Here is a 21,073-nt window from a genome sequence, read left to right on the forward strand (position 1 = left end):
TTGGCCTTGGGTTTTTCTGCGTTAAACATTTTAAACAAGCTTGTGTTGCAAGTTTTTTTAGAGTGTTTGCTCTTTTTAAATCTACATTATGAGGGTTTTAAGCATGCCAACAAAAACAAAAATAAAAAATCGATTACGTCTTGATTTCACACAATCATCACAAAATTTGGAAATCCCTAATTTGTTGTTATTGCAAAGGGATAGCTATAACTCTTTTTTAGAATCTAAAGATGGCAAAGAAAGTGGAGTAGAGAAGGTTTTTCGTTCTGTATTCCCTATTCAGGATGCGCAAAATCGCTTAATTTTGGAATATGATGGATGCGAATTTGGCAAGCCTAAATATACTGTTAGAGAGGCGATGGAGAGGGGAATTACCTATTCCATACCTCTAAAAATTAAAATTCGTTTATTGCTTTTGGACAAAGATGAAAAGACCGAAAAAATAAGCATAAAAGACATCAAAGAGCAAAATATATTTATCCGTGAAATCCCATTGATGACAGATCGCACCTCTTTTATTATCAATGGCGTGGAGCGTGTGGTGGTCAATCAATTGCACAGAAGTCCTGGCGTGATTTTCAAAGAAGAGGAGTCTAGCACTACTTCCAATAAATTGGTTTATACGGGGCAAATCATCCCAGATCGCGGTTCTTGGCTGTATTTTGAATATGATGCTAAGGACACGCTATTTGTGAGGATCAATAAGCGCAGAAAGGTTCCTATTACCATTTTGCTTCGCGCGATGGGATATACCAAGCAAGAGATTTTGAAAATCTTCTATCCATTGCTAAAGGTAAAAATCAAAAAAGAGAAGCATTTTATTGAGTTCAAGCCTGAGAATTTTGAAGGTAGGGTGGAATATGATATCAAAAACATGGATGGGGAAGTTGTTGTGGAGGCAGGCAAGCGTCTGACCAAGAAAAAAGCTCAGGAACTATCTGAAAAAGGTCTTGGTTGGATTGAATATCCTGCTCTAATAGATCGTTATTTAGCAGAGCCAATCATCGATCCAAAAACTGGCGAAGTTTTGTTTGATATTCTCACTCAGATTGATGAGGGTAAGCTCAAGAAAATTATGGAACATAGGATTAAGGAATTTGTGATTGCTGATGATTTGGCCATAGGACATGATAGTGGGATTTTGAAATCCTTTCATGTTGATGCAGATCCGCTAAGAATGCTAAAGCAATCTGAAAAACACGAAAATGAAAACGATCTTGCTGCCATTCGGATTTATAAGGTCATGCGACCAGGAGAGCCTGTGACCAAGGAGGTGGCAAAGCAATTTGTTAAGCAGTTATTCTTTGATCCTGAGCGCTATGATCTCACCCGCGTAGGAAGAATGAAAATGAATCATAAGTTGGGATTAGAGATCCCAGATTATGTTACTGTTCTCACACAAGAAGATATTATCAAGAGTATCAAATATCTCATCAAAGTCAAAAATGGCCAGGGAAGAATTGATGATAGAGATCATCTTGGCAATCGAAGAATCCGCGCAATTGGAGAACTGCTTGCAAATGAGTTGCATGCAGGACTTGTCAAAATGCAAAAAGCCATCAAAGATAAACTCACTACTCCAAACATAAATCTTGAGACTTTAATGCCCCTGGATTTGATCAATTCTAAAATGATTACTTCTGCAATTCTAGAATTTTTCACTGGTGGTCAGCTTTCTCAGTTTATGGATCAAACAAATCCACTCTCTGAGGTAACGCACAAAAGGCGTCTTTCTGCATTGGGTGAGGGCGGTCTTGTCAAGGAGCGTGTGGGATTTGAGGCTAGGGATGTGCATCCGACCCATTATGGCAGAATCTGCCCCATTGAGACTCCAGAGGGTCAAAATATTGGTCTAATTAATACCCTTTCTACTTTCACGCGCGTCAATGAACTAGGATTTATTGAGGCACCCTATCGAAAGGTGGTGCAGGGTCATGTAACCCAAGAAGTGGTGTATCTCACCGCAACGCAAGAAGATGGTCACATCATCGCTCCTGCCAGCACCAAGCTTGATGCAAATGACAATATTGTAGAAGATCTTATTGATGCTAGGGTGGGTGGCGAGATTACTTTGAGTGAAAAAAATAAAATTACCCTGATTGACCTAAGTCCCAGGATGCTTGTGGGAGTTGCAGCATCTTTGATTCCATTCCTAGAGCATGATGATGCCAATAGAGCCCTTATGGGATCAAATATGCAACGCCAAGCAGTGCCCCTTTTGATCCCCGATGCGCCAATCGTGGGAACTGGGATTGAAAAAATTATTGCTAGAGATGCATGGGAGGCTATCAAGGCCTCGCGCCCAGGAGTGGTAGAAAAAGTCGATGCCAAAAATATCTATATTTTGGGAGAAGATGAGGCGGGTGCTTATATTGATAGTTATCCCTTGCAGAAAAATTTGAGAACCAACCAAAACACAAGCTTTGCGCAAAGACCCATCGTGAAGGTCGGTGACAAAGTGGAGACGCACCAAATCATTGCCGATGGCCCTAGCATGGACACTGGCGAGCTTGCATTGGGGAAAAATGTGCGGGTTGCGTTCATGCCCTGGAATGGTTATAACTTTGAGGATGCAATCGTTGTAAGCGAGCATTTGATTAAAGAAGATTATTTTACCTCTGTGCATATCTATGAAAAAGAAATCGAAGCGCGCGAACTCAAGCATGGCATCGAGGAAATCACTAGGGACATTCCTAATGTCCGCGAAGATGATATTGCGCATTTAGATGATAGCGGGATTGTGAAGATCGGGACTTATGTCAGTAGTGGAATGATTTTGGTGGGCAAGGTCAGCCCCAAGGGAGAGGTGAAATCCACTCCTGAGGAGAGATTATTACGCGCAATTTTTGGAGAAAAAGCAGGGCATGTGGTGAATAAATCCCTGTATTGCCCTCCATCTCTTGAGGGAACGGTTGTGGATGTAAAAATCCTCACCAAAAAAGGTTATGAAAAAGATGAGCGCACCAGGAGTGCCTATGAGAAAGAGAAAGCCGTGCTTGATATCGAGCATCACGATCGTTTGACCATGCTTGATAAAGAAGAGCGTCTCCGCATCAATACCATGCTTGCCAAAGAGGTGCTTGGCAGCGATGCAGATATCTCTGGGAAAGTATACAAAAAAGGTGAAATGGTGCCTCAAGCAGAGATTGCTGGCATTAGCCGCTTCGCGCTCAATACGCTTATTAAGAGCTATTCTAAGAATGTGCAGCAAAAATACAATCAAATTAAGAGCAATTTCTTGGAGCAAAAAAAGACCCTGGGGGAGGAACATGAGGAAAAGCTTTCTATCTTAGAAAAAGATGATATTTTGCCAAGTGGCGTGGTGAAGCGCGTGAAAATCTATGTGGCAACCAAACGCAAGCTCAAAGTCGGAGACAAAATGGCTGGAAGGCATGGAAATAAGGGCATCGTCTCTAATATTGTGCCCGCGGTGGACATGCCTTATACCGCTGATGGCGAGCCTGTAGACATTGTACTCAATCCTCTGGGGGTGCCTAGCCGTATGAATATTGGCCAGATCCTAGAGGTGCATTTGGGTCTAGTTGGCAAGCGCTTTGGTGAGCAGATTTTGGAGGTTTTGGAGCAGCAAAAAAAAGGATTCCTAAAAAGTCTGCGTGCCAAAATGCTAGAGATTAGCGATGTCATAAATCCAAATGATAGTGTAATGAAGGATCTACTCACTCATGCAGATGATGAGGAATTATTGGGATATGCTAGGGATTGGAGCAAGGGGGTCAAGTTTGCCATCCCAGTGTTTGAAGGTATCACACAGGAAAAATTTCATAAACTCTTTGAGATGGCAAAAATCCAGATGGATGGAAAAACCGATCTCTATGATGGCAAAACGGGTGAAAAAATCCGTGAGCGTGTGAATGTGGGTTATATGTACATGCTAAAACTTCACCATCTCGTGGATGAAAAAGTGCATGCAAGAAGCACAGGGCCTTATAGCCTGGTTACTCAGCAGCCTGTGGGTGGGAAGGCTCTTTTTGGTGGACAGAGATTCGGTGAGATGGAAGTGTGGGCACTAGAGGCTTATGGTGCTGCATATACGCTCAAGGAAATGTTGACGGTGAAATCAGATGATGTCAAGGGTCGGGAAAATGCCTATAAGGCCATCACCAAGGGTGAGGCAGTGGGGGAATCAGAGATTCCAGAGACCTTTTATGTATTGACCAAGGAATTGCAGTCTTTGGGGTTGGATGTGAATATTTTTGGCGATGATGTTGATGAAAATGGGCAGCCCAAGCCAATCGTCGTGGAAGAGGAAAAACGTCCCAAGGACTTTAATACTTTTCAGTTGGTTTTGGCAAGCCCAGAGCGGATTCGATCCTGGAGCAAGGGAGAGGTGAAAAAGCCTGAAACCATCAATTATAGGACATTGAAACCAGAGAGAGACGGACTTTTTTGTACTAAGATTTTTGGCCCTGTTAGGGATTATGAATGCCTGTGTGGAAAATACAAAAAACCCCGCTTCAAGGGCGTTATTTGCGAAAAATGTGGGGTGGAGGTGACGAGCGCAAAAATCCGAAGATCTAGAATGGGGCACATTGAGCTTGTTACCCCAGTGGCACATATTTGGTATGTGAGTTCTTTGCCTAGCAGGATTGGCACATTGCTTGGTGTGAAAATGAAGGATCTTGAGCGCGTGCTGTATTATGAGGCATATATCGTAAAAAATCCAGGTGAAGCATTCTATGATAATGAATCCATCAAGCCTGTGATGAAATATGATGTGCTTAATGAAGAGCAGTACCAAGAAATTAACAAGCGTTTTGAAGACAGGGGCTTTGTTGCTGAAATGGGTGGGAGTGTTATCAAGGAATTGCTAGAAGAGCTTGATATTATTGAGCTTTTAAAAACACTCAAAGAAGAGATCAAAAACACCAACGCAGAATCCAAGAAAAAAACCATCATCAAGCGCCTGAAGGTGGTGGAGAGCTTTGTAAATTCTGGAAATCGTCCTGAATGGATGATGCTTACAGTATTGCCTGTGCTTCCACCAGATTTAAGACCTTTGGTGGCATTAGATGGTGGCAAGTTTGCAGTTAGCGATGTGAATGATCTTTATCGCCGTGTTATTAATCGTAATCAACGCTTGAAGCGTTTGCTAGAGCTTGATGCTCCAGAGATCATTGTAAGAAATGAGAAAAGAATGCTCCAAGAAGCAGTGGATGCACTCTTTGATAATGGAAGAAATGCAAATGCTGTCAAAGGTGCTAATAAGCGTCCCTTGAAATCTCTCTCTGAAATCATCAAAGGAAAGCAGGGAAGATTCCGCCAGAATCTTCTTGGGAAGCGTGTGGATTTTTCTGGAAGAAGTGTTATTGTTGTGGGTCCAAATCTCCGTATGGATCAATGTGGATTACCCAAAAATATGGCGCTTGAGTTATTCAAGCCTCATCTGCTTGCTAAATTGGAAGAGAAGGGTCATGCTACTACGATGAAGCAGGCCAGAAAAATGGTTGAGCAAAAAACCAATGAGGTTTGGGAGTGTTTGCAAGAAATTGTTGAGGGTTATCCGATTTTGCTCAATCGTGCACCGACTTTGCATAAGCAGTCTATTCAAGCCTTCCACCCCAAGCTCATTGATGGCAAGGCAATTCAACTACACCCGCTAGTTTGTTCTGCTTTTAATGCAGATTTTGATGGAGATCAGATGGCAGTGCATGTACCTTTGTCTGAGCAGGCTATTGCAGAATGTAAAATCTTGATGCTAAGCTCTATGAATATTTTGCTGCCAGCAAGTGGCAAGGCCGTTGCGGTGCCGAGTCAAGACATGGTTTTGGGGCTTTATTATCTCTCTTTGGAGAAAAATCAAGTGGCTGGTGAGCATAAGCTTTTTGGAAGCATTCAAGAAATTATGATCGCACTGGATGCGGGTAGTCTTGATATCAATGCTAGAATCCGCACCGTGGAGAGAAATAGGGTACTAAATACCACGGTAGGAAGGATGATTTTAAAATCCATCTTGCCAGATTTTGTTCCTGTGGCATTGTGGAATAAGACACTGAAGAAAAAAGACATCGGCACATTGATTGATTATGTGTACAAAAATGGTGGCATTGGAGTTACTGCAACATTCTTGGATAATCTTAAAAATCTTGGTTTTGCGTATGCCACAAAGGCGGGTATTTCTATTTCTGCAGCTGATATTATTGTGCCAGAGAATAAGCAAAGGGCAGTGGATTTTGCAAAATCTGAAGTGAAGAAAATCCAGATCCAATATGATCAAGGACTTTTGACAGAGCAGGAGCGTTACAACAAGATCATTGATATTTGGACAGATACCAATAACAAAATGTCCAAAGAAATGATGGCGCTTGTGGAGGCAGACAAAGGGGGGTTCAACTCCATTTATATGATGGCAGATTCTGGTGCAAGGGGTAGTGCAGCGCAGATTCGTCAGCTTTCTGCAATGCGTGGTTTGATGGCAAAACCTGATGGGACTATTATTGAAACACCCATTATTTCAAACTTTAAAGAGGGATTGAATGTATTGGAATACTTCACCTCTACCCATGGAGCAAGAAAAGGATTGGCAGATACTGCGCTAAAAACTGCAAATGCGGGTTATTTGACAAGGAAATTAATTGATGTTTCGCAAAATGTAAAAATTGTTGTTAATGATTGCGGTACGCATGAGGGCGTGGAGATCACGGATATTTCTGTGGGTAGCGAGTTGATTGAATCTTTGGAGGAGAGGATTTTTGGACGCGTTGTGGCTGAGGATATCATCGATCCCATCACCAATGAAGTGCTCTATAGTGCTGGAATTTTGATTAATGAAGATATGGCAAGGCATATCGTAGAGGTGGGCATCAAATCTGTTATCATCCGCACTCCTGTGACCTGTAAGGCAGAGAAAGGTGTATGTGCAAAATGCTATGGATTGAATTTGGGCGAGGGCAAGATGAGTAAGCCTGGTGAAGCAGTGGGTGTCATCGCTGCTCAATCCATTGGTGAACCAGGAACACAGCTCACCCTAAGAACATTCCACGTAGGTGGAACCGCCTCAAGAAGTCAGGAAGAGCGCGAAATTTACGCAGAAAAAGAAGGATTTATTCGCTTTTACAATATAAAAACCTATATCAACAAAGAGGGCAAAACCATCGTAGCCAATCGAAGAAATGCCGCTGTGCTTGTTGTAGAGCCAAAGATTAAGGCACCATTTGATGGAGAAATCAAGATAGAAGTGACGCATGATGAAGTGCTTGTTTATATTGTTGGGGCCAAAGAAGAAATAAAATATCACCTTAGAAAAGGAGATGTGGCCAAGCCAAATGAACTTGCAGGAGTGGGTGGAAAAATCGATGGTAAGCTTTATATTGCCTATGAAACGGGATATAGGGTCTTTGCTGGCGATAGCATTGTGGATATTATTAAGGATGGTTGGAATGTGCCCAATCGTATTCCTTATGGTAGTGAATTACTTGTAGAGGATAATGCTCCCATTGCTACAAGGATGGTTGCCAAAGAAAGGGGAATCATTAAATATTACAATCTTGTGGCCGATCACCTCGAGCGCGCTAAAGATATCAAAGAAGGTCATGTGGTGAAGGAAAAGGGTCTTTTTGCGGTGATTGCAGATGGTAATGATCGTGAGGCAATCCGTCACTATATTACCCGCGGCTCTAGGATATTGGTGGGGGATAGTAATCCAGTGGATTCTCATACTACCATTGTAGAACCAGAAAATGATCAAAAAACTATTATCGCCACTTGGGATCCCTATAATACATTAGTGATTGCAGATCAGGCAGGAACGGTAAAATTTGAGGATATTATGCCAGGATTAAGCGTTACGGAAAAAGAAGACGAGAACACCGGGATAACAAATCTTGTTGTTAATGAATATTTGCCTACGGGTTGCAAGCCAACCATTGTGATTGAAGTCAATAAACAACAAAGCATTCGCTATCCATTAGATCCTAAAACTGCGATTTCTGTGCTTGAGGGTAGCAAGGTTGCAATGGCCGATGTGTTAGCAAGGGTGCCAAAAGCCACTGTTAAATCTCGTGATATCACTGGAGGTTTGCCTAGAGTTTCAGAATTATTTGAGGCCAGAAAGCCAAAGGATTTTGCAATTCTTTCAGAAATTGATGGCATTGTAAGTTTTGGAAAAAGCATTAGAAACAAAGAAAGGCTTATTGTCACGTCTAAGGATGGAAATAGCGTTGAATATCTTGTGGACAAGAATCGACAAATTTTAGTGCATGCAGATGAATTCGTGCATGCAGGGGAGGCCATGACAGATGGTGTGGTCTCTAGCCATGACATTTTGCGCATTAGCGGAGAGAAGGAATTGCATAAATACATCATTAGCGAGGTGCAGCAAGTCTATCGAAGACAGGGGGTTAGCATCGCAGATAAGCATATTGAAATCATTGTATCACAAATGCTAAGACAGGTGCGCATCATTGATAGTGGGAATACTAAATTTATTGAGGGGGATTTGGTAAGTAGGCGTTATTTCAAAGAAGAAAATGAGAGAATCCTAAGTATTGGAGGCGATCCAGCAGTGGCTGAGCCTGTGTTGCTAGGAATTACAAGGGCAGCAGTGGGAAGTGATAGCATCATTTCTGCAGCTTCATTCCAAGAAACTACCAAGGTTTTGACAGAGGCGAGTATCGCTGGCAAAAAAGACTTTTTAGAAGATCTCAAAGAAAATGTTGTTTTGGGTAGGATGATCCCGGTGGGAACAGGGTTGTATAAGAACAAAAGAGTATCTTTGAAAATATTAGAGCAAGAATAAGATTACTCTAAGCAGAATAAAAGATTTTTTTTTGTAGAATTAAACATTTTTTGAAATAGAAAATTAGATGAAAGGAAAAAGAAGTGCCAACTATTAATCAGTTAATCCGCAAAGAGAGAAAAAAGGCGACCAGAAAAACAAAGTCTCCAGCATTGATGGAGTGCCCACAGAGAAGAGGAGTTTGCACCCGTGTATATACTACTACACCCAAAAAGCCAAATTCCGCGCTAAGAAAAGTAGCAAAAGTTAAGCTTACTAGCAAGATTGAAGTCATTAGCTATATTCCAGGAGAGGGCCACAATCTGCAAGAACACTCCATTGTGCTTGTAAGAGGTGGAAGGGTCAAGGATTTGCCCGGTGTGAAATATCATATTGTAAGGGGCGCATTGGATACTTCAGGTGTTGCAAAGAGAACAGTTTCTAGAAGTAAATATGGTGCAAAAAAAGCAAAGCAGGGTGATAAAAAGTAAGAAAGGAAAAAAATGAGAAGAAGAAAAGCTCCGGTTAGAGAAATTTTGGGTGATCCCATTTATGGGAATAAGGTTGTGACAAAATTTATCAATAAGATGATGTATGATGGTAAAAAGAGTGTTGCTGAAAAAATTATTTATGCTGCCTTTGAGAAGATTGAAGAGAAAAGCGGTGAAAAAGGTATAGAGGTTTTTGAGAAAGCTTTGGAAAAAATCAAGCCATTTGTGGAAGTGAGAAGCAGAAGAGTTGGAGGTGCTACCTACCAGGTTCCCGTGGAGGTCAGACCCGCAAGACAGCAGTCGCTTTCTATCCGCTGGATTCTTGAAGCTACAAAAAAAAGAAATGAAAGGACCATGGTTGATAGATTGGCAAATGAGCTCCTAGATGCAGCAAATGACAAGGGGGCTGCTTTCAAGAAAAGAGAAGATGTGCATAAGATGGCAGAGGCAAATAAAGCATTTGCACATTATCGATGGTAATCATAAAGTTAAGGAAATATATATGGCAAGAACTACCCCATTAGAGAGAATCAGGAATATTGGTATTGCTGCGCATATTGATGCGGGGAAAACCACCACATCAGAGAGGATTTTGTTTTTTACAGGTGTGAGCCACAAAATCGGTGAGGTTCATGATGGTGCGGCTACGATGGACTGGATGGAGCAAGAAAAAGAGCGCGGCATCACAATTACCTCTGCTGCGACTACTTGTTTTTGGAAAAATTATCAGATCAATCTCATTGACACTCCCGGGCACGTGGATTTTACAATCGAGGTGGAGAGGTCTATGAGGGTTTTGGATGGTGCAGTTGCAGTATTTTGCTCTGTGGGCGGTGTACAGCCTCAAAGTGAAACCGTTTGGAGACAGGCAAATAAGTATGGCGTTCCTAGAATGGTGTTTGTTAACAAGATGGATCGCATCGGTGCAAATTTTTTTGGTGTAGAAAATCAAATCAAAGAAAGATTGAAGGCCAATCCTGTGCCCATTAATATTCCCATTGGTGCAGAAGATACTTTCAGGGGGGTGGTGGATCTCATTCAGATGAAGGCTTTGGTATGGAATAATGAAGCCATGGGTGCGAACTATGATGCAGAAGAAATCCCAGAGGAACTCAAAGAAAAAGCACAGGAGTATAGAGAAAAGCTTATAGAGGCTGCAGCGGAGCAAGATGAAGCATTGATGGAGAAATATCTTGGAGGAGAAGAGCTTAGCATTGAAGAGATTAAAAAAGGCATAAAGATCGGTTGTCATAATATGACTCTTATCCCTATGCTTTGTGGCTCTTCTTTCAAAAACAAGGGTGTGCAGACCTTGTTGGATGCTGTTGTGGATTTCCTCCCAGCACCCACAGAAGTTGCAGATATCAAGGGCATCGATCCTAAAACTGAGCAAGAAATCCATGTGGAATCTTCGGATAATGGACCATTTGCAGGGCTTGCATTTAAGATTATGACAGATCCGTTTGTGGGCCAGCTTACCTTTGTCCGTGCCTATAGAGGGATGCTTGAATCTGGAAGTTATGTACTCAATTCTACAAAGGGTAAAAAAGAAAGAGTGGGAAGATTGCTTAAGATGCACTCCAATAAAAGGGAGGATATTAAGGAAATCTATGCAGGGGAGATCTGTGCATTTGTTGGTTTGAAAGAAACTCTTACAGGTGATACGCTTTGTGATGAGAAGACGCCAGTGATTTTGGAGAGAATGGAGTTCCCAGAGCCTGTGATCCATATCGCAGTGGAGCCAAAAACGAAAGCAGATCAAGAAAAAATGGGCATAGCTTTAGGCAAGCTTGCTGAGGAAGATCCAAGTTTTAGGGTGAGCACACAGGAGGAGACAGGACAGACTCTTATTGGTGGTATGGGAGAGCTGCATTTAGAAATCATTGTAGATCGCCTCAAAAGAGAATTTAAAGTAGAAGCAGAAGTCGGCCAGCCACAGGTTGCATTCCGAGAGACCATCAGAAGTTCTATCAACAAAGAATGCAAATATGCAAAACAATCTGGTGGTAGAGGGCAGTATGGGCATGTATTCATCAAGCTAGAACCAAAAGAAGCTGGCAGTGGCTATGAATTTGTAAATGAAATCACTGGTGGTGTGATCCCCAAGGAATATATTCCTGCGGTGGATAAGGGTATCCAAGAAGCCATGCAAAGTGGCGTGCTAGCTGGCTATCCTGTAGTGGATTTTAAGGTCACATTATATGATGGAAGTTATCATGATGTAGACAGTTCTGAGATGGCATTTAAAATCGCTGGATCCATGGCATTTAAAGATGCCTGCAGGGAAGCTAATGCGGTATTGTTGGAGCCCATGATGAAGGTGGAAGTAGAGATCCCAGAAGAATATATGGGAGATGTCATTGGTGATTTGAATCGTAGAAGAGGGCAAATTAATTCCATGGATGATCGTATGGGATTGAAGATTGTAAATGCCTTTGTGCCATTGGCGGAGATGTTTGGTTATTCCACAGATTTGCGCTCTGCCACTCAAGGCAGAGGGACTTATTCCATGGAGTTCGATCACTACGGGGAAGTGCCTTCTAATATAGCAAAAGAAATCATTGAAAAAAGAAAGGGTTGATTTCCTTTGAGGGTGCAGAGGGGATCCCCTCTGCATCCAACTTTCAATCCAAAATTTTCCTAATTTGGAGTCCTTTTGTGTTGTATTTGGTTCCCCTCTATCTCTGATGCTTGCTTCTCTCACTTACTTGGCTTTCTTTCCTTTTGATTTTTTTAGTCGTTTTTCGGAGTTACGATTACTTTTGGGAAACTCTCTTTACTCTTTATGCGGCCTCATTTCTCTTGCTTTGAAATTGCCTTTAAATCTCACCCCTTTATTCTCCTTGCTTCTGCTAGTTTCTTGCGCATGAGACTCATGGGTATTTTATGCAGGATTGATTCATTTTCATGGGGGGTATTTTGTCTTATTAATGCAATATTTAGCAAATTGCAATACTAATCAACAATGGAAAAAGAAAGGAAATTGATGATTAGGAATTTGTTATTTTTTTTGGCGTTTTTGAGTTTGTCTTCTGCGGGTTTTTGGGATTATGATGAAGTGGGTCCCACCAAATGGGCAGATGCGCATCCTGATTGGAAGGTTTGTGGGCATGGCAAGGAGCAGTCTCCCATAGACATCAAGACTAAAGAGGCTGTTTCTGCCAATTTCCCCTTTGCAATGCAGTATCACAAAGGGGATGCAAAGGTAATTAATAAGGGCTATACGATTCAGGCGAAATATAAAAATGCTGGCGGTGTGGATTTTGATGGGCAGCATTATGGGTTTGTGGAGTTGCATTTTCATCTACCCGCAGAAAATCTCATCAATGGTAAGCCTCATAATCTAGAGATGCATCTTGTACACAAAAATGATAAGGATGAGTTGCTGGTTGTGGGTGTATTTTTCAAACTAGGCATGAAGAACCTAGCACTTCAGCGATTGCTGGCAAACATTCCCAGTAAGAAGGGAGGGTATAAAATTCTCAAGGATGTTGATATCCACGATATTTTACCAGAGAAGAAGCATTATTATTATTTCATGGGAAGCTTGACCACTCCGCCTTGCACTGAGGGAGTGCGCTGGGTCGTGCTCGATCAAGAGATTCCTATCTCTTCCAAGCAGCTTAAGATATTTAAAAAACACATGAATAAAAATATCAGACATGTGCAACCTCTCCATGGGCGCAAGGTCTACCAGGGAAATATCGAGGATTAAGCAAAATGAGGCGCTTTGAGCCCCTCTGCTTTTGCAAGTTTTTAGGCTTTTTTTGGTTTTTTACGTGCCCTAATGCTTTGCTCATGAATCCTTGATGCGCTGCTTTTATTTTTTACGTTCTTTGGGTTCTCGTCACTTTTCGTGCTGTTTTTTTACCCTTGTCTTTTTTTTGATTTTTACATTGCTTTTGTTTTCTCTATGTTATCACTTTCGCGTAAGCTTTCTATTTGGCTTCTTTGTGCGTTCCAAAAGTGTCCAAGCATCTAAGCTAGAGTAAATCTCAGGAAGGCCTTAGCTCGTAAGCTTGGGGTCCAAAAACCAGAACTTAAAAATAGAAAATATAAGAGATGCTAAGCTCTGGGCTCTTTTTGATAACAAAGCTTTGCTTGAGGGTTTGTTCACTCCAAATGGCGACATTCGAATTCACGTCGGTGTCAACGTAGTTGTTCCATTCTTGGTGGTTGAGCTGGTAGAATGGGATTTTGACACCAATTTGGATTCTATCATGAGAGGTGATATAGATATTTCCCCCAAGATTGAGGAAAAACCCACTGCCAGAGGCCAAGAAGCTTTGCTCCCTCCCCGATGTCTCATTTACCCAATACTTGCTTTTTAGCATGCTAAACTCCACCCCTGTCCCGATGAACAATCCAATATCTAGCAGCAGGGGAAATTTTGGAGCGGCATATTGTTTGATAAAGTATCCTAGGGGAATATTTGCAAAAAAATCCAGATTGAGGCTCAGAGTGGTAAGCACGCCATTGGCAAAGAGAAAATCTTGCTGGGTTTTTGGGCTTAGCATGTTGACTTGCCCTATAACTGGGCCATTATTGCTCTGTCCCACAATTGTATTAAAGCTTTTATCCCTTGGGGCTGTTTTTTGTATAGGACCAGATATTGCGCCCAAAGACGCATTTTGCATGTCTACGCTCCCATAGAATCGAATGCCTGAGATATGATATTTGTCAAACACTGTTTCATTTCCCAAAAAAAGCTTCAAGCCAAGAGGACTGGTCTTGCCTAGATAATTGGCGCTAGACTGCCCCCCGATACAGACATCCCCGGGGCAGGAATTCACAGATTTTGTGACGATTTGTGAGAAATTTGTGCGTAAGCCACTGCCAAAGGAGGTTCCAATACCTACAAAAGGATGATTTTCTATCGCGCTTGCCCCCACTGCGAAAAAAAATGATAAAAGGATTTTTTTCATCTTTAAGAGCTCTTTTTGTTGAGGGTGATGAGTTGAGGAAGTGCCTCTTGCACCAAGAAATTTTTTTCAAAAAAATGCTCAATGCTCTCACGCATGATTTTAGGATCGATGATTTTATTAACGATGTCGCGATATTCGCTTGCCCCCTGGTGACCCTTTGCATATGCATGGAGATTTTTGCGAAACAAAATAGCTCCATGCTCGCCATAAAACCCCACCATCGCATCAAAATGCTTCAAAACCAATTCTTTCTTGATGATGGGGGGGATTTCTGTGGTCTTATTTTTGATTTGCCAAAAAATCCAAGGCGTACTAATGGCTGCACGCCCAATCATTAGCCCATTGGCTCCGGTGATCTCTAGCACTCGCCTGGCGCTTGCATAGTCTGTGATCTCTCCATTGGCAATGACGGGGGCAGAGAGAATCTGCTTGATTTTTGCGATGCTTTCATAATCAATCCTCTCTTTTTTGTAGCCATCGCTGCGTGTTCGCCCATGCACTACTACATAATCTACATTGGCATCTTTGAGGGCATTTGCGATTTCTTCTGGGATTTTTTGATCAAAACCCAGTCGTACTTTCACGCTGCTATAGGGCTTGTTGCTTGTTTCTTTGATGGTGTTAAGAAGCTTTACAAGCAAGGAGAGATTTTTGAGCAAGCCGCTTCCATTGCCGTGATTGGCTACTTTGGGAGCAGGACATCCGCAATTAAAATCAATAATATCAATCCCATCAATCTCATTAATGCGCTCTACTGCTTGCTTGATAATCTCAATCTTTGAGCCAGAAATTTGCACTGCATAGGGGCTTTCTTGCGGGGACTTGCATAGCATTTTGAGAGTCTTTGCACTCTGATAGACTAATGCGTGGGAGCTTATCATCTCGCTGACTGTGATGTCCACGCCAAATTGTTTTACTACACTCCGAAAGGGCAGATCTGTGTATCCTGCAAGCGGAGCTAGCATCAAAAGATTCTCAAAATTCATCCATTACCCGCATTCTTTTGCGCAATTATAGCCAAAAATTTTTCATAAGCATTTTTTCTCAAAATGCAAGCCGCACAAATTCCGCAGCCATACCCCCATGCATGTCTGCTCTCTCGCACCCCTTCATAGCAGGTATGAGAATCTTCCAAAATCATCTCCAAAACCCCCAAATTTTGTGCTAGTAAAAATTCCTCCGCTTTACTCATGTGAGATAGTGGAGTGTGGATTTTGATTTGTGTTTGCGCACCTTTATTGAGGGCAGATTCCATGGCGGTGATGAATTCCTCCCTGCAGTCAGGATAGCCGCTATAATCCTGCTCTGAGACGCCAATGGCGATGTGATTGGCATGGATTTTTTGCGCGAAGGCATGGGCGATGGTGAGAAATAGGCCATTGCGGTTGGGCACAAAGGATGCAAGGAGATCTTGATGGGTCTTGTGTTTGGTGCTAAGATTTTCTATGGATTTTGCAAAAAGTGCAGAATCTGCGATTTGTGCCAAAAAATCCAGGACGATCATGTTGAGTTTAAGCTCTAGTTTTTCTGCAATTTTGCGTGCTTGCTGCAATTCAATGCGATGCTTTTGTTGGTAATCAAAAGCAAGCAATTCCACAGATGAAAATTCCTTTTTTGCCCATGCTGCCACTGTCGTGCTATCTTGCCCGCCGCTAAAAACCACTAAGCATTTTTGCATTTTTCCCTCAATTTCTTTTTTGTTATAATAGAAAAATATTGTAAGGAATGGGATGTTTGAGCTGCCAGAAAATGTGCAAAAAATCTTTGAAATCCTAAGGGGAGAGGAGATTTATCTCATTGGGGGGTGTGTGCGTGATATGCTGCTCTCCATAAAGCCCTTGGATTATGATTTTGCCTGCGTGCTTCGGCCTCAAATCTTGCGCGATAAGCTGCATGCCAATGGGATTGCGACCATCGATGTTGGCATACGCTATGGGACTCTTGGTGTGCTGCTAGAGGGAGAGGTTTATGAGATTACTACTTTTCGCAAAGAAGGCGTGTATTTAGATGCACGCCATCCAAGCAGTGTGGAATTTGCCAAAAGCCTTGCAGAGGATGTGAGGCGCAGGGATTTTAGTATCAATGCCATTGCCTACCATCCCAAAGGCGGAATTGTTGATCTAGTAGGGGGGGTGCAGGATTTGGAGGATGGGGTTTTGCGCGCCATAGGAGATGCGCAGATGCGCTTTTTTGAGGATTCTTTGCGAATTTTGCGTGGAGTTGGCTTTGTGGCTAGATTTGGCCTGCATGCAGAATCAAATACCTATAGCGCGATGCTTTCTTTTGCGCATCTACTAGATTCCCTTCCCCGTGAGCGCATCTCCAAGGAATGGGAAAAGATTATTTGCGCACCTTTTTGTCTGCGTGCGCTCAAAGAATTTGCAGGGGTGTTTGTGCCATTATTTGGAGAGTCTTTTGCATCGCATGTGTGCAGACTCAAGGATCTGCCAGACAATCCACTGCATCGCGCGGCAAAAATCTTGCAGGATGAGGCTTTGCTAGATGCGCTTTGCTATCCCAAGGCAGCGCGTGGGCAAATTGCTCAAATGATGCAGTGGTGCAAGAAGGATGTCTTTGTGGATAAAAAATCTCTGAAATATGTTTTGGCAAAAAATCCCTGGGATCTTGTGCGCATCTTTTTGCAAGGAGATGCTAGGCTTGCGTGGCTAGAAGAGATTCTAGCAAAAGGGGAGCCCTGCAGAATCAAAGACCTTTGCATCCACGCCAATGATTTGGAGGAATTTCCCCCTAAATTTCGCGGAAAAATTTTATCTTTTTTGCTCTCAGAGGTGATTGAGGAGAGGGTGGCAAATGAATCCAAAGATCTCAAATGCCATGCTAGACAATATTACAAAAGTCTAGAAGTTTAGAAGAATTTTCCATAAAATACGATTGCAAGGCGAAATAACCCTAGTCCTGTGGCCCTGAAGCTATTGAGATAGGAGATGTCGATGGCTACATTCTTTTGGTGAATGAGGAAGGATGCACCCACTTGGTAGAAGGATTGGTAGGGGGAAAAGCTATTGTCTGAGTTTGTGGCAACCTCTCCTACAATCCAGATGTTTTCTGCGACATTGCCGCTAGCACTAGCACTAAGTGTGAGGAGGTTTTTTTTGAAGTTATCATTCCCTGCCCACCCGATGTTAAAAGTCGTGCGCAGGCGCTCATCTAGCCATTGAAAACTTAAGGGAATGTAGATATAGCTATTGTTTGCATGATTTTTCTTATTCGTGGTGATGCCATCCCCAGCGATGATGCCTAGATTGAAACGTCGATCTGGTGTGGTGTAAAAGGATTGTTCTACTTCCACAAATGCTTGATTATTGAGGCTTTGGGTGGAGACATTGCTAGCTAGCTGCAAGGAAGTACTAGGGCCCACCACACAATCTGCATAAAATCCTAAACTTTGTGCAGGGGAAGAGCTCTGGGCCCAAATGTCAAATTCACAAAGTCCGCGATCTTCTGTGAATGTATCGCCTACTAAGGTCCAGCCAGCGCAATAAATCATGTCCTTGAAAAATAAAAGTAGGAGTAGGAGTCTTGATATTTTCATGGCTACCTCCAATTTTCAAAATCATTTTGTAAGCCAAAAGCTTGGTGTATTAAAGACCAAAAAACCCATCGCAAAATTTTGTGATCCCATATGGATTGCAACCACATTGCAAGCATGTCAAAAGAGAGAATTTATCAAGATTTATGAGAATAGGTTCGTGATTGTTTTCTTAGGGAACTTGATAACGGGAATTAAAGTTGGTGATTATAGCAGACTTTTAGGGGAGTTGTGAAAAATCTGTAGAATTTCCATGAATTCTTAAAAACTTTTGTTGTTTTTAGATTGGGTTTTTTAAGAGAGTTTTGTTTTTTGGAGGATTGCAAAAATGGATGAGATTTCATGGCTTATTTTTCATGTGCAGGGGGTGGGATTTTGTTAGAATGTCTGAATTTTTTGGATAGCTGGAGTCTGTGATGCATCAAAAAATGTTGGAATTTTTGCAAAGGGAGCATCTGCTGACATTGAGTGTTTGCGATGTGCAGGGGGTGTATAGCGCGAGTTGTTTTTATTGTTTTTTCAAGGAGGGTTACACACTTGTATGCAAGAGCCAGGAAAGCAGTCGCCACATTCAACTTGCGCGCAAAAATCCCTTTGTGGGTGTGAATATTGCTCATCACACCAAAAAAATCCAGGAAATCTCTGGTATGCAGATTAAGGCATTGCTAAGACATGCAAAAGAACAAGAGACAGGGTGCTATCATGCCAAATATCCCTTCGCTAGGCTGGGAGGAGGGGAGGTGTATGCCTTAGAGATTTTGTGGGCTAAATATACAGACAATTCCCTGCTAATCCCAAAAAAGTTAGAATATCGCCGCGAGATTTGTTATACTTCGCCAAAAAAGGAGTAGAAATGTTTAGGGATAGCAATGGGGTGGAATTGCAAATGGGTGATAGCGTGCAAATCATCAAGGATCTCAAGGTAAAGGGCGTTTCTTGTGTGCTCAAGCGTGGCACAGTTGTGAAAAATATTCGTCTAGGAGATAAGGAGGGAGAGGTCGAGGGAAGGGTTGACAAACAGGGTGTGATTGTACTTAAGACTTGCTTTTTGAAAAAGGTGTAGGCGAGCGGGCAGGGTTTTGCGTTCTTTGGTGGGTGCATGAATTTAGTAGATTTTTGGCATGTGGTTTTGGCGGAGCGCTAGGTAATAGCAGGGCGAGCGTTTGTTGTGCTTTTTGGAATCTTGCATGGGCTTTGGAAAAAACCAATGATGAAAAATAAGCGATTGAGGGGGATTGGGCAGCAGCCAGTGGTTATGGGAGAATTGCGTGATGAAAAAGCCCGGGTGGCAAAAGCCTGTCATCGCAAAAAGCACTGAAGCAAAAAATGAGCAAAAAGGTCTGGTGAAAATCTTGAGTGATGAAAGTAGGGTAAGCGGAAAAGATAAAAAGAACCATCAAAGTCAAAAAAGACTTTGATGCAAGAAATCAGAGGCTGCAAGCGTGCTCTTTGAGGTATTCTGCGACACCTTCAGCAGTTGCTTTCATGCCTTTTTTGCCCTTTCTCCATCCTGCTGGGCAAACCTCGCCATTCTCTTCGAAGAATAGTAGAGCATCACACATTCTTAGCATTTCATCCATTTCTCTTCCTAGTGGGAGGTCATTGATGACTGCATGGCGAATGACTTGATGCTTGTCGATGAGGAAAGAACCCCTTAATGCCACTGCATTGTCAAACAATACATCATAATCCCTAGAGATTTGCTTGGTGATATCCGCTACCATGGGGAAAGTCACGTGTCCGATACCACCTTTATCTACTGGAGTGTTTTTCCATGCGAAGTGTACTTGCTCAGAATCAATAGAAACACCGATGACATTAAAGCCTTTTGCTTCAAATTCCTTTACTCTGTGGTCCATCGCCAAAATCTCAGAAGGGCAAACGAATGTAAAATCTTTTGGCCAAAAGAAAAGCACGGCACCGTTTTTTCCAAGATTTTTTGACAATTCGAAATTTTCTACAATGCTATTGCATGGCAACACCGCTGGCGCTACGAAATTAGGGGCTTTTTTTGTTACTAACATGATTTCTCCTTTTACTCAAAAATGTATATTCGATAACAATAAAAATTATCGTTTGAATTATAATTGGCAAAAGTTAATTATGGTTATATTGAGGTAAACAGGCCTAGAATTTACTAAAGAAGTGCTATGATTCTGAAATTTTTACAAATACAAGGTGAGTTTTATGAAGAAGGATTTTCTTTTTACTTCAGAATCTGTGACAGAGGGGCATCCTGACAAGATGGCAGATCAAATCAGTGATGCGGTGTTGGATTATATTATCCAAAGGGATGCGAAGGCGCGTGTTGCCTGTGAAACGCTTATTTCCAATGGCTTTTGCATTGTCGCTGGCGAGCTCAAAACCACCGCATATGTACCCATTCAAGAAATCGTTCGCGAGGTGGTGAAAGAGATTGGATACACAAACGCGGATTATGGGTTTGATTGCAAAAGTGCCGCGGTGCTCAATGGGATTGGCGAGCAAAGTCCAGACATTAATCAGGGTGTAGATCTTCCAGGCGGAGAGATTGGGGCGGGAGATCAGGGATTGATGTTTGGCTATGCGTGCAAGGAGACGGATGTATTAATGCCACTGCCCCTGTGGCTTTCTCATCAAATCACCTCTCATCTTGCCTTAAAAAGAAAGCAGGGCGTGCTGGATTTTTTGCGCCCTGATGGTAAGGCTCAAGTCACCGTACGATATGAAAATGGAAGACCAAGGGGGATTGATACCATCGTGGTTTCCACCCAACATCATCCAGAAATCAGCCAAAAGCAAATCAAAGAAGCCATCATTGAGGAGATTATCAAAAAGGTGTTGCCTCCGCAATATCTTGGCAGTAACATCAAATATCACATCAATCCCACGGGGAATTTCGTGATCGGAGGGCCACAGGGGGATGCGGGTTTGACAGGTAGAAAGATCATCGTGGATACTTATGGGGGGAGTTGTCCTCATGGTGGGGGAGCATTTAGTGGTAAGGATCCCAGTAAGGTGGATAGAAGTGCGGCCTATGCTGCGCGCTACATCGCCAAAAATCTGGTGGCCAGTGGGATTTGTGAGCGTGCCACTGTGCAATTAGCCTATGCCATCGGCGTGGTGGAGCCTATTTCTATTTTTGTGGATACACATGGCACTTCTAGTCATGATCCAGACAAGATTGAGACCTGTGTGCGCAAGGTCTTTAGACTCACTCCCAGAGGAATTATAGAGAGCCTAGATTTGCTGCGACCCATTTATCAAAAAACATCCAATTATGGGCATTTTGGAAGAGAGCTACCAGAATTTGGCTGGGAGAAAACCGATAAGATCGATGCAATCAGGGAGTTTTTTTAAGTTTTCATTCTCATTAAACTTATTTTCATGATAA

The 21,073-nt window shown here is 42.4% G+C and carries 14 protein-coding genes; 9 read left to right on the forward strand and 5 right to left on the reverse strand.

Annotated elements, in window-relative coordinates; translation table 11 throughout:
• Positions 1-103: 103 nt before the first annotated feature.
• The 5 genes from DQN48_RS01795 to DQN48_RS01815 all read left to right on the forward strand — a co-directional run bounded on the left by DQN48_RS01795 (position 104) and on the right by DQN48_RS01815 (position 12,940).
• Positions 104-8,755: a DNA-directed RNA polymerase subunit beta/beta' gene (locus DQN48_RS01795; protein WP_013022673.1), complete on the forward strand. Its 8,652-nt coding sequence runs from the start codon at positions 104-106 to the stop codon at positions 8,753-8,755.
• 83 nt (positions 8,756-8,838) lie between these two features.
• The gene (gene rpsL / locus DQN48_RS01800) at positions 8,839-9,225 is read left to right on the forward strand and encodes a 30S ribosomal protein S12 (protein ID WP_013022674.1); all 387 of its coding nucleotides are present in this window, start codon (positions 8,839-8,841) and stop codon (positions 9,223-9,225) included.
• A 12-nt stretch (positions 9,226-9,237) separates the two neighbouring features.
• Entirely contained in the window at positions 9,238-9,705 is a 468-nt protein-coding gene (gene rpsG / locus DQN48_RS01805; RefSeq protein WP_013022675.1) for a 30S ribosomal protein S7, read from the forward strand.
• Positions 9,706-9,727: 22 nt separating this feature from the next.
• A complete protein-coding gene (gene fusA / locus DQN48_RS01810; protein WP_013022676.1) occupies positions 9,728-11,806 on the forward strand; it encodes an elongation factor G in 2,079 nt (692 codons plus the stop codon).
• A gap of 405 nt (positions 11,807-12,211) precedes the next feature.
• On the forward strand, positions 12,212-12,940 hold the full coding sequence (locus tag DQN48_RS01815) for a carbonic anhydrase (RefSeq protein ID WP_013022677.1): 729 nt from the start codon (positions 12,212-12,214) through the stop codon (positions 12,938-12,940).
• A 325-nt stretch (positions 12,941-13,265) separates the two neighbouring features.
• On the opposite strand, the gene DQN48_RS01820 is transcribed toward DQN48_RS01815, so the two are convergent.
• The 3 genes from DQN48_RS01820 to queC are packed head-to-tail and all read right to left on the reverse strand — an operon-like array spanning position 13,266 to position 15,828.
• Positions 13,266-14,150 (reverse strand): outer membrane beta-barrel protein, encoded by an 885-nt coding sequence (locus DQN48_RS01820; protein ID WP_013022678.1) that lies wholly within the window; start codon positions 14,148-14,150, stop codon positions 13,266-13,268.
• A 2-nt stretch (positions 14,151-14,152) separates the two neighbouring features.
• Positions 14,153-15,136 (reverse strand): tRNA dihydrouridine synthase, encoded by a 984-nt coding sequence (locus DQN48_RS01825; RefSeq protein ID WP_013022679.1) that lies wholly within the window; start codon positions 15,134-15,136, stop codon positions 14,153-14,155.
• Positions 15,133-15,828, reverse strand: coding sequence for a 7-cyano-7-deazaguanine synthase QueC (gene queC / locus DQN48_RS01830; protein WP_013022680.1), 696 nt, complete (start codon positions 15,826-15,828; stop codon positions 15,133-15,135). Before queC ends, DQN48_RS01825 begins: the two co-directional genes overlap by 4 nt.
• A 52-nt stretch (positions 15,829-15,880) precedes the next feature.
• Here queC and DQN48_RS01835 point away from each other — a divergent pair, with 52 nt between their 5' ends.
• A complete protein-coding gene (locus DQN48_RS01835; protein WP_013022681.1) occupies positions 15,881-17,020 on the forward strand; it encodes a CCA tRNA nucleotidyltransferase in 1,140 nt (379 codons plus the stop codon).
• Here DQN48_RS01835 and DQN48_RS01840 read toward each other — a convergent pair.
• Positions 17,017-17,703: a hypothetical protein gene (locus tag DQN48_RS01840; protein ID WP_013022682.1), complete on the reverse strand. Its 687-nt coding sequence runs from the start codon at positions 17,701-17,703 to the stop codon at positions 17,017-17,019. The two genes, DQN48_RS01835 and DQN48_RS01840, sit on opposite strands and share 4 nt — an antisense overlap.
• A gap of 413 nt (positions 17,704-18,116) precedes the next feature.
• Between DQN48_RS01840 and DQN48_RS01850 the strand changes: the two genes are divergently transcribed.
• Positions 18,117-18,551, forward strand: coding sequence for a pyridoxamine 5'-phosphate oxidase family protein (locus DQN48_RS01850; protein WP_013022684.1), 435 nt, complete (start codon positions 18,117-18,119; stop codon positions 18,549-18,551).
• A 2-nt stretch (positions 18,552-18,553) separates the two neighbouring features.
• Positions 18,554-18,763 (forward strand): alkylphosphonate utilization protein, encoded by a 210-nt coding sequence (locus tag DQN48_RS01855; RefSeq protein WP_013022685.1) that lies wholly within the window; start codon positions 18,554-18,556, stop codon positions 18,761-18,763.
• Positions 18,764-19,127: 364 nt separating this feature from the next.
• Here the strand turns inward: DQN48_RS01855 and DQN48_RS01865 are convergent, their stop codons facing one another.
• On the reverse strand, positions 19,128-19,724 hold the full coding sequence (locus tag DQN48_RS01865) for a peroxiredoxin (protein WP_013022686.1): 597 nt from the start codon (positions 19,722-19,724) through the stop codon (positions 19,128-19,130).
• Positions 19,725-19,887: 163 nt separating this feature from the next.
• Here DQN48_RS01865 and metK point away from each other — a divergent pair, with 163 nt between their 5' ends.
• Positions 19,888-21,039, forward strand: coding sequence for a methionine adenosyltransferase (gene metK / locus DQN48_RS01870; protein WP_013022687.1), 1,152 nt, complete (start codon positions 19,888-19,890; stop codon positions 21,037-21,039).
• The last annotated feature ends 34 nt before the right edge of the window (positions 21,040-21,073 follow it).

The organism is Helicobacter mustelae, assembly GCF_900476215.1.
Taxonomy (GTDB): domain Bacteria; phylum Campylobacterota; class Campylobacteria; order Campylobacterales; family Helicobacteraceae; genus Helicobacter_H; species Helicobacter_H mustelae.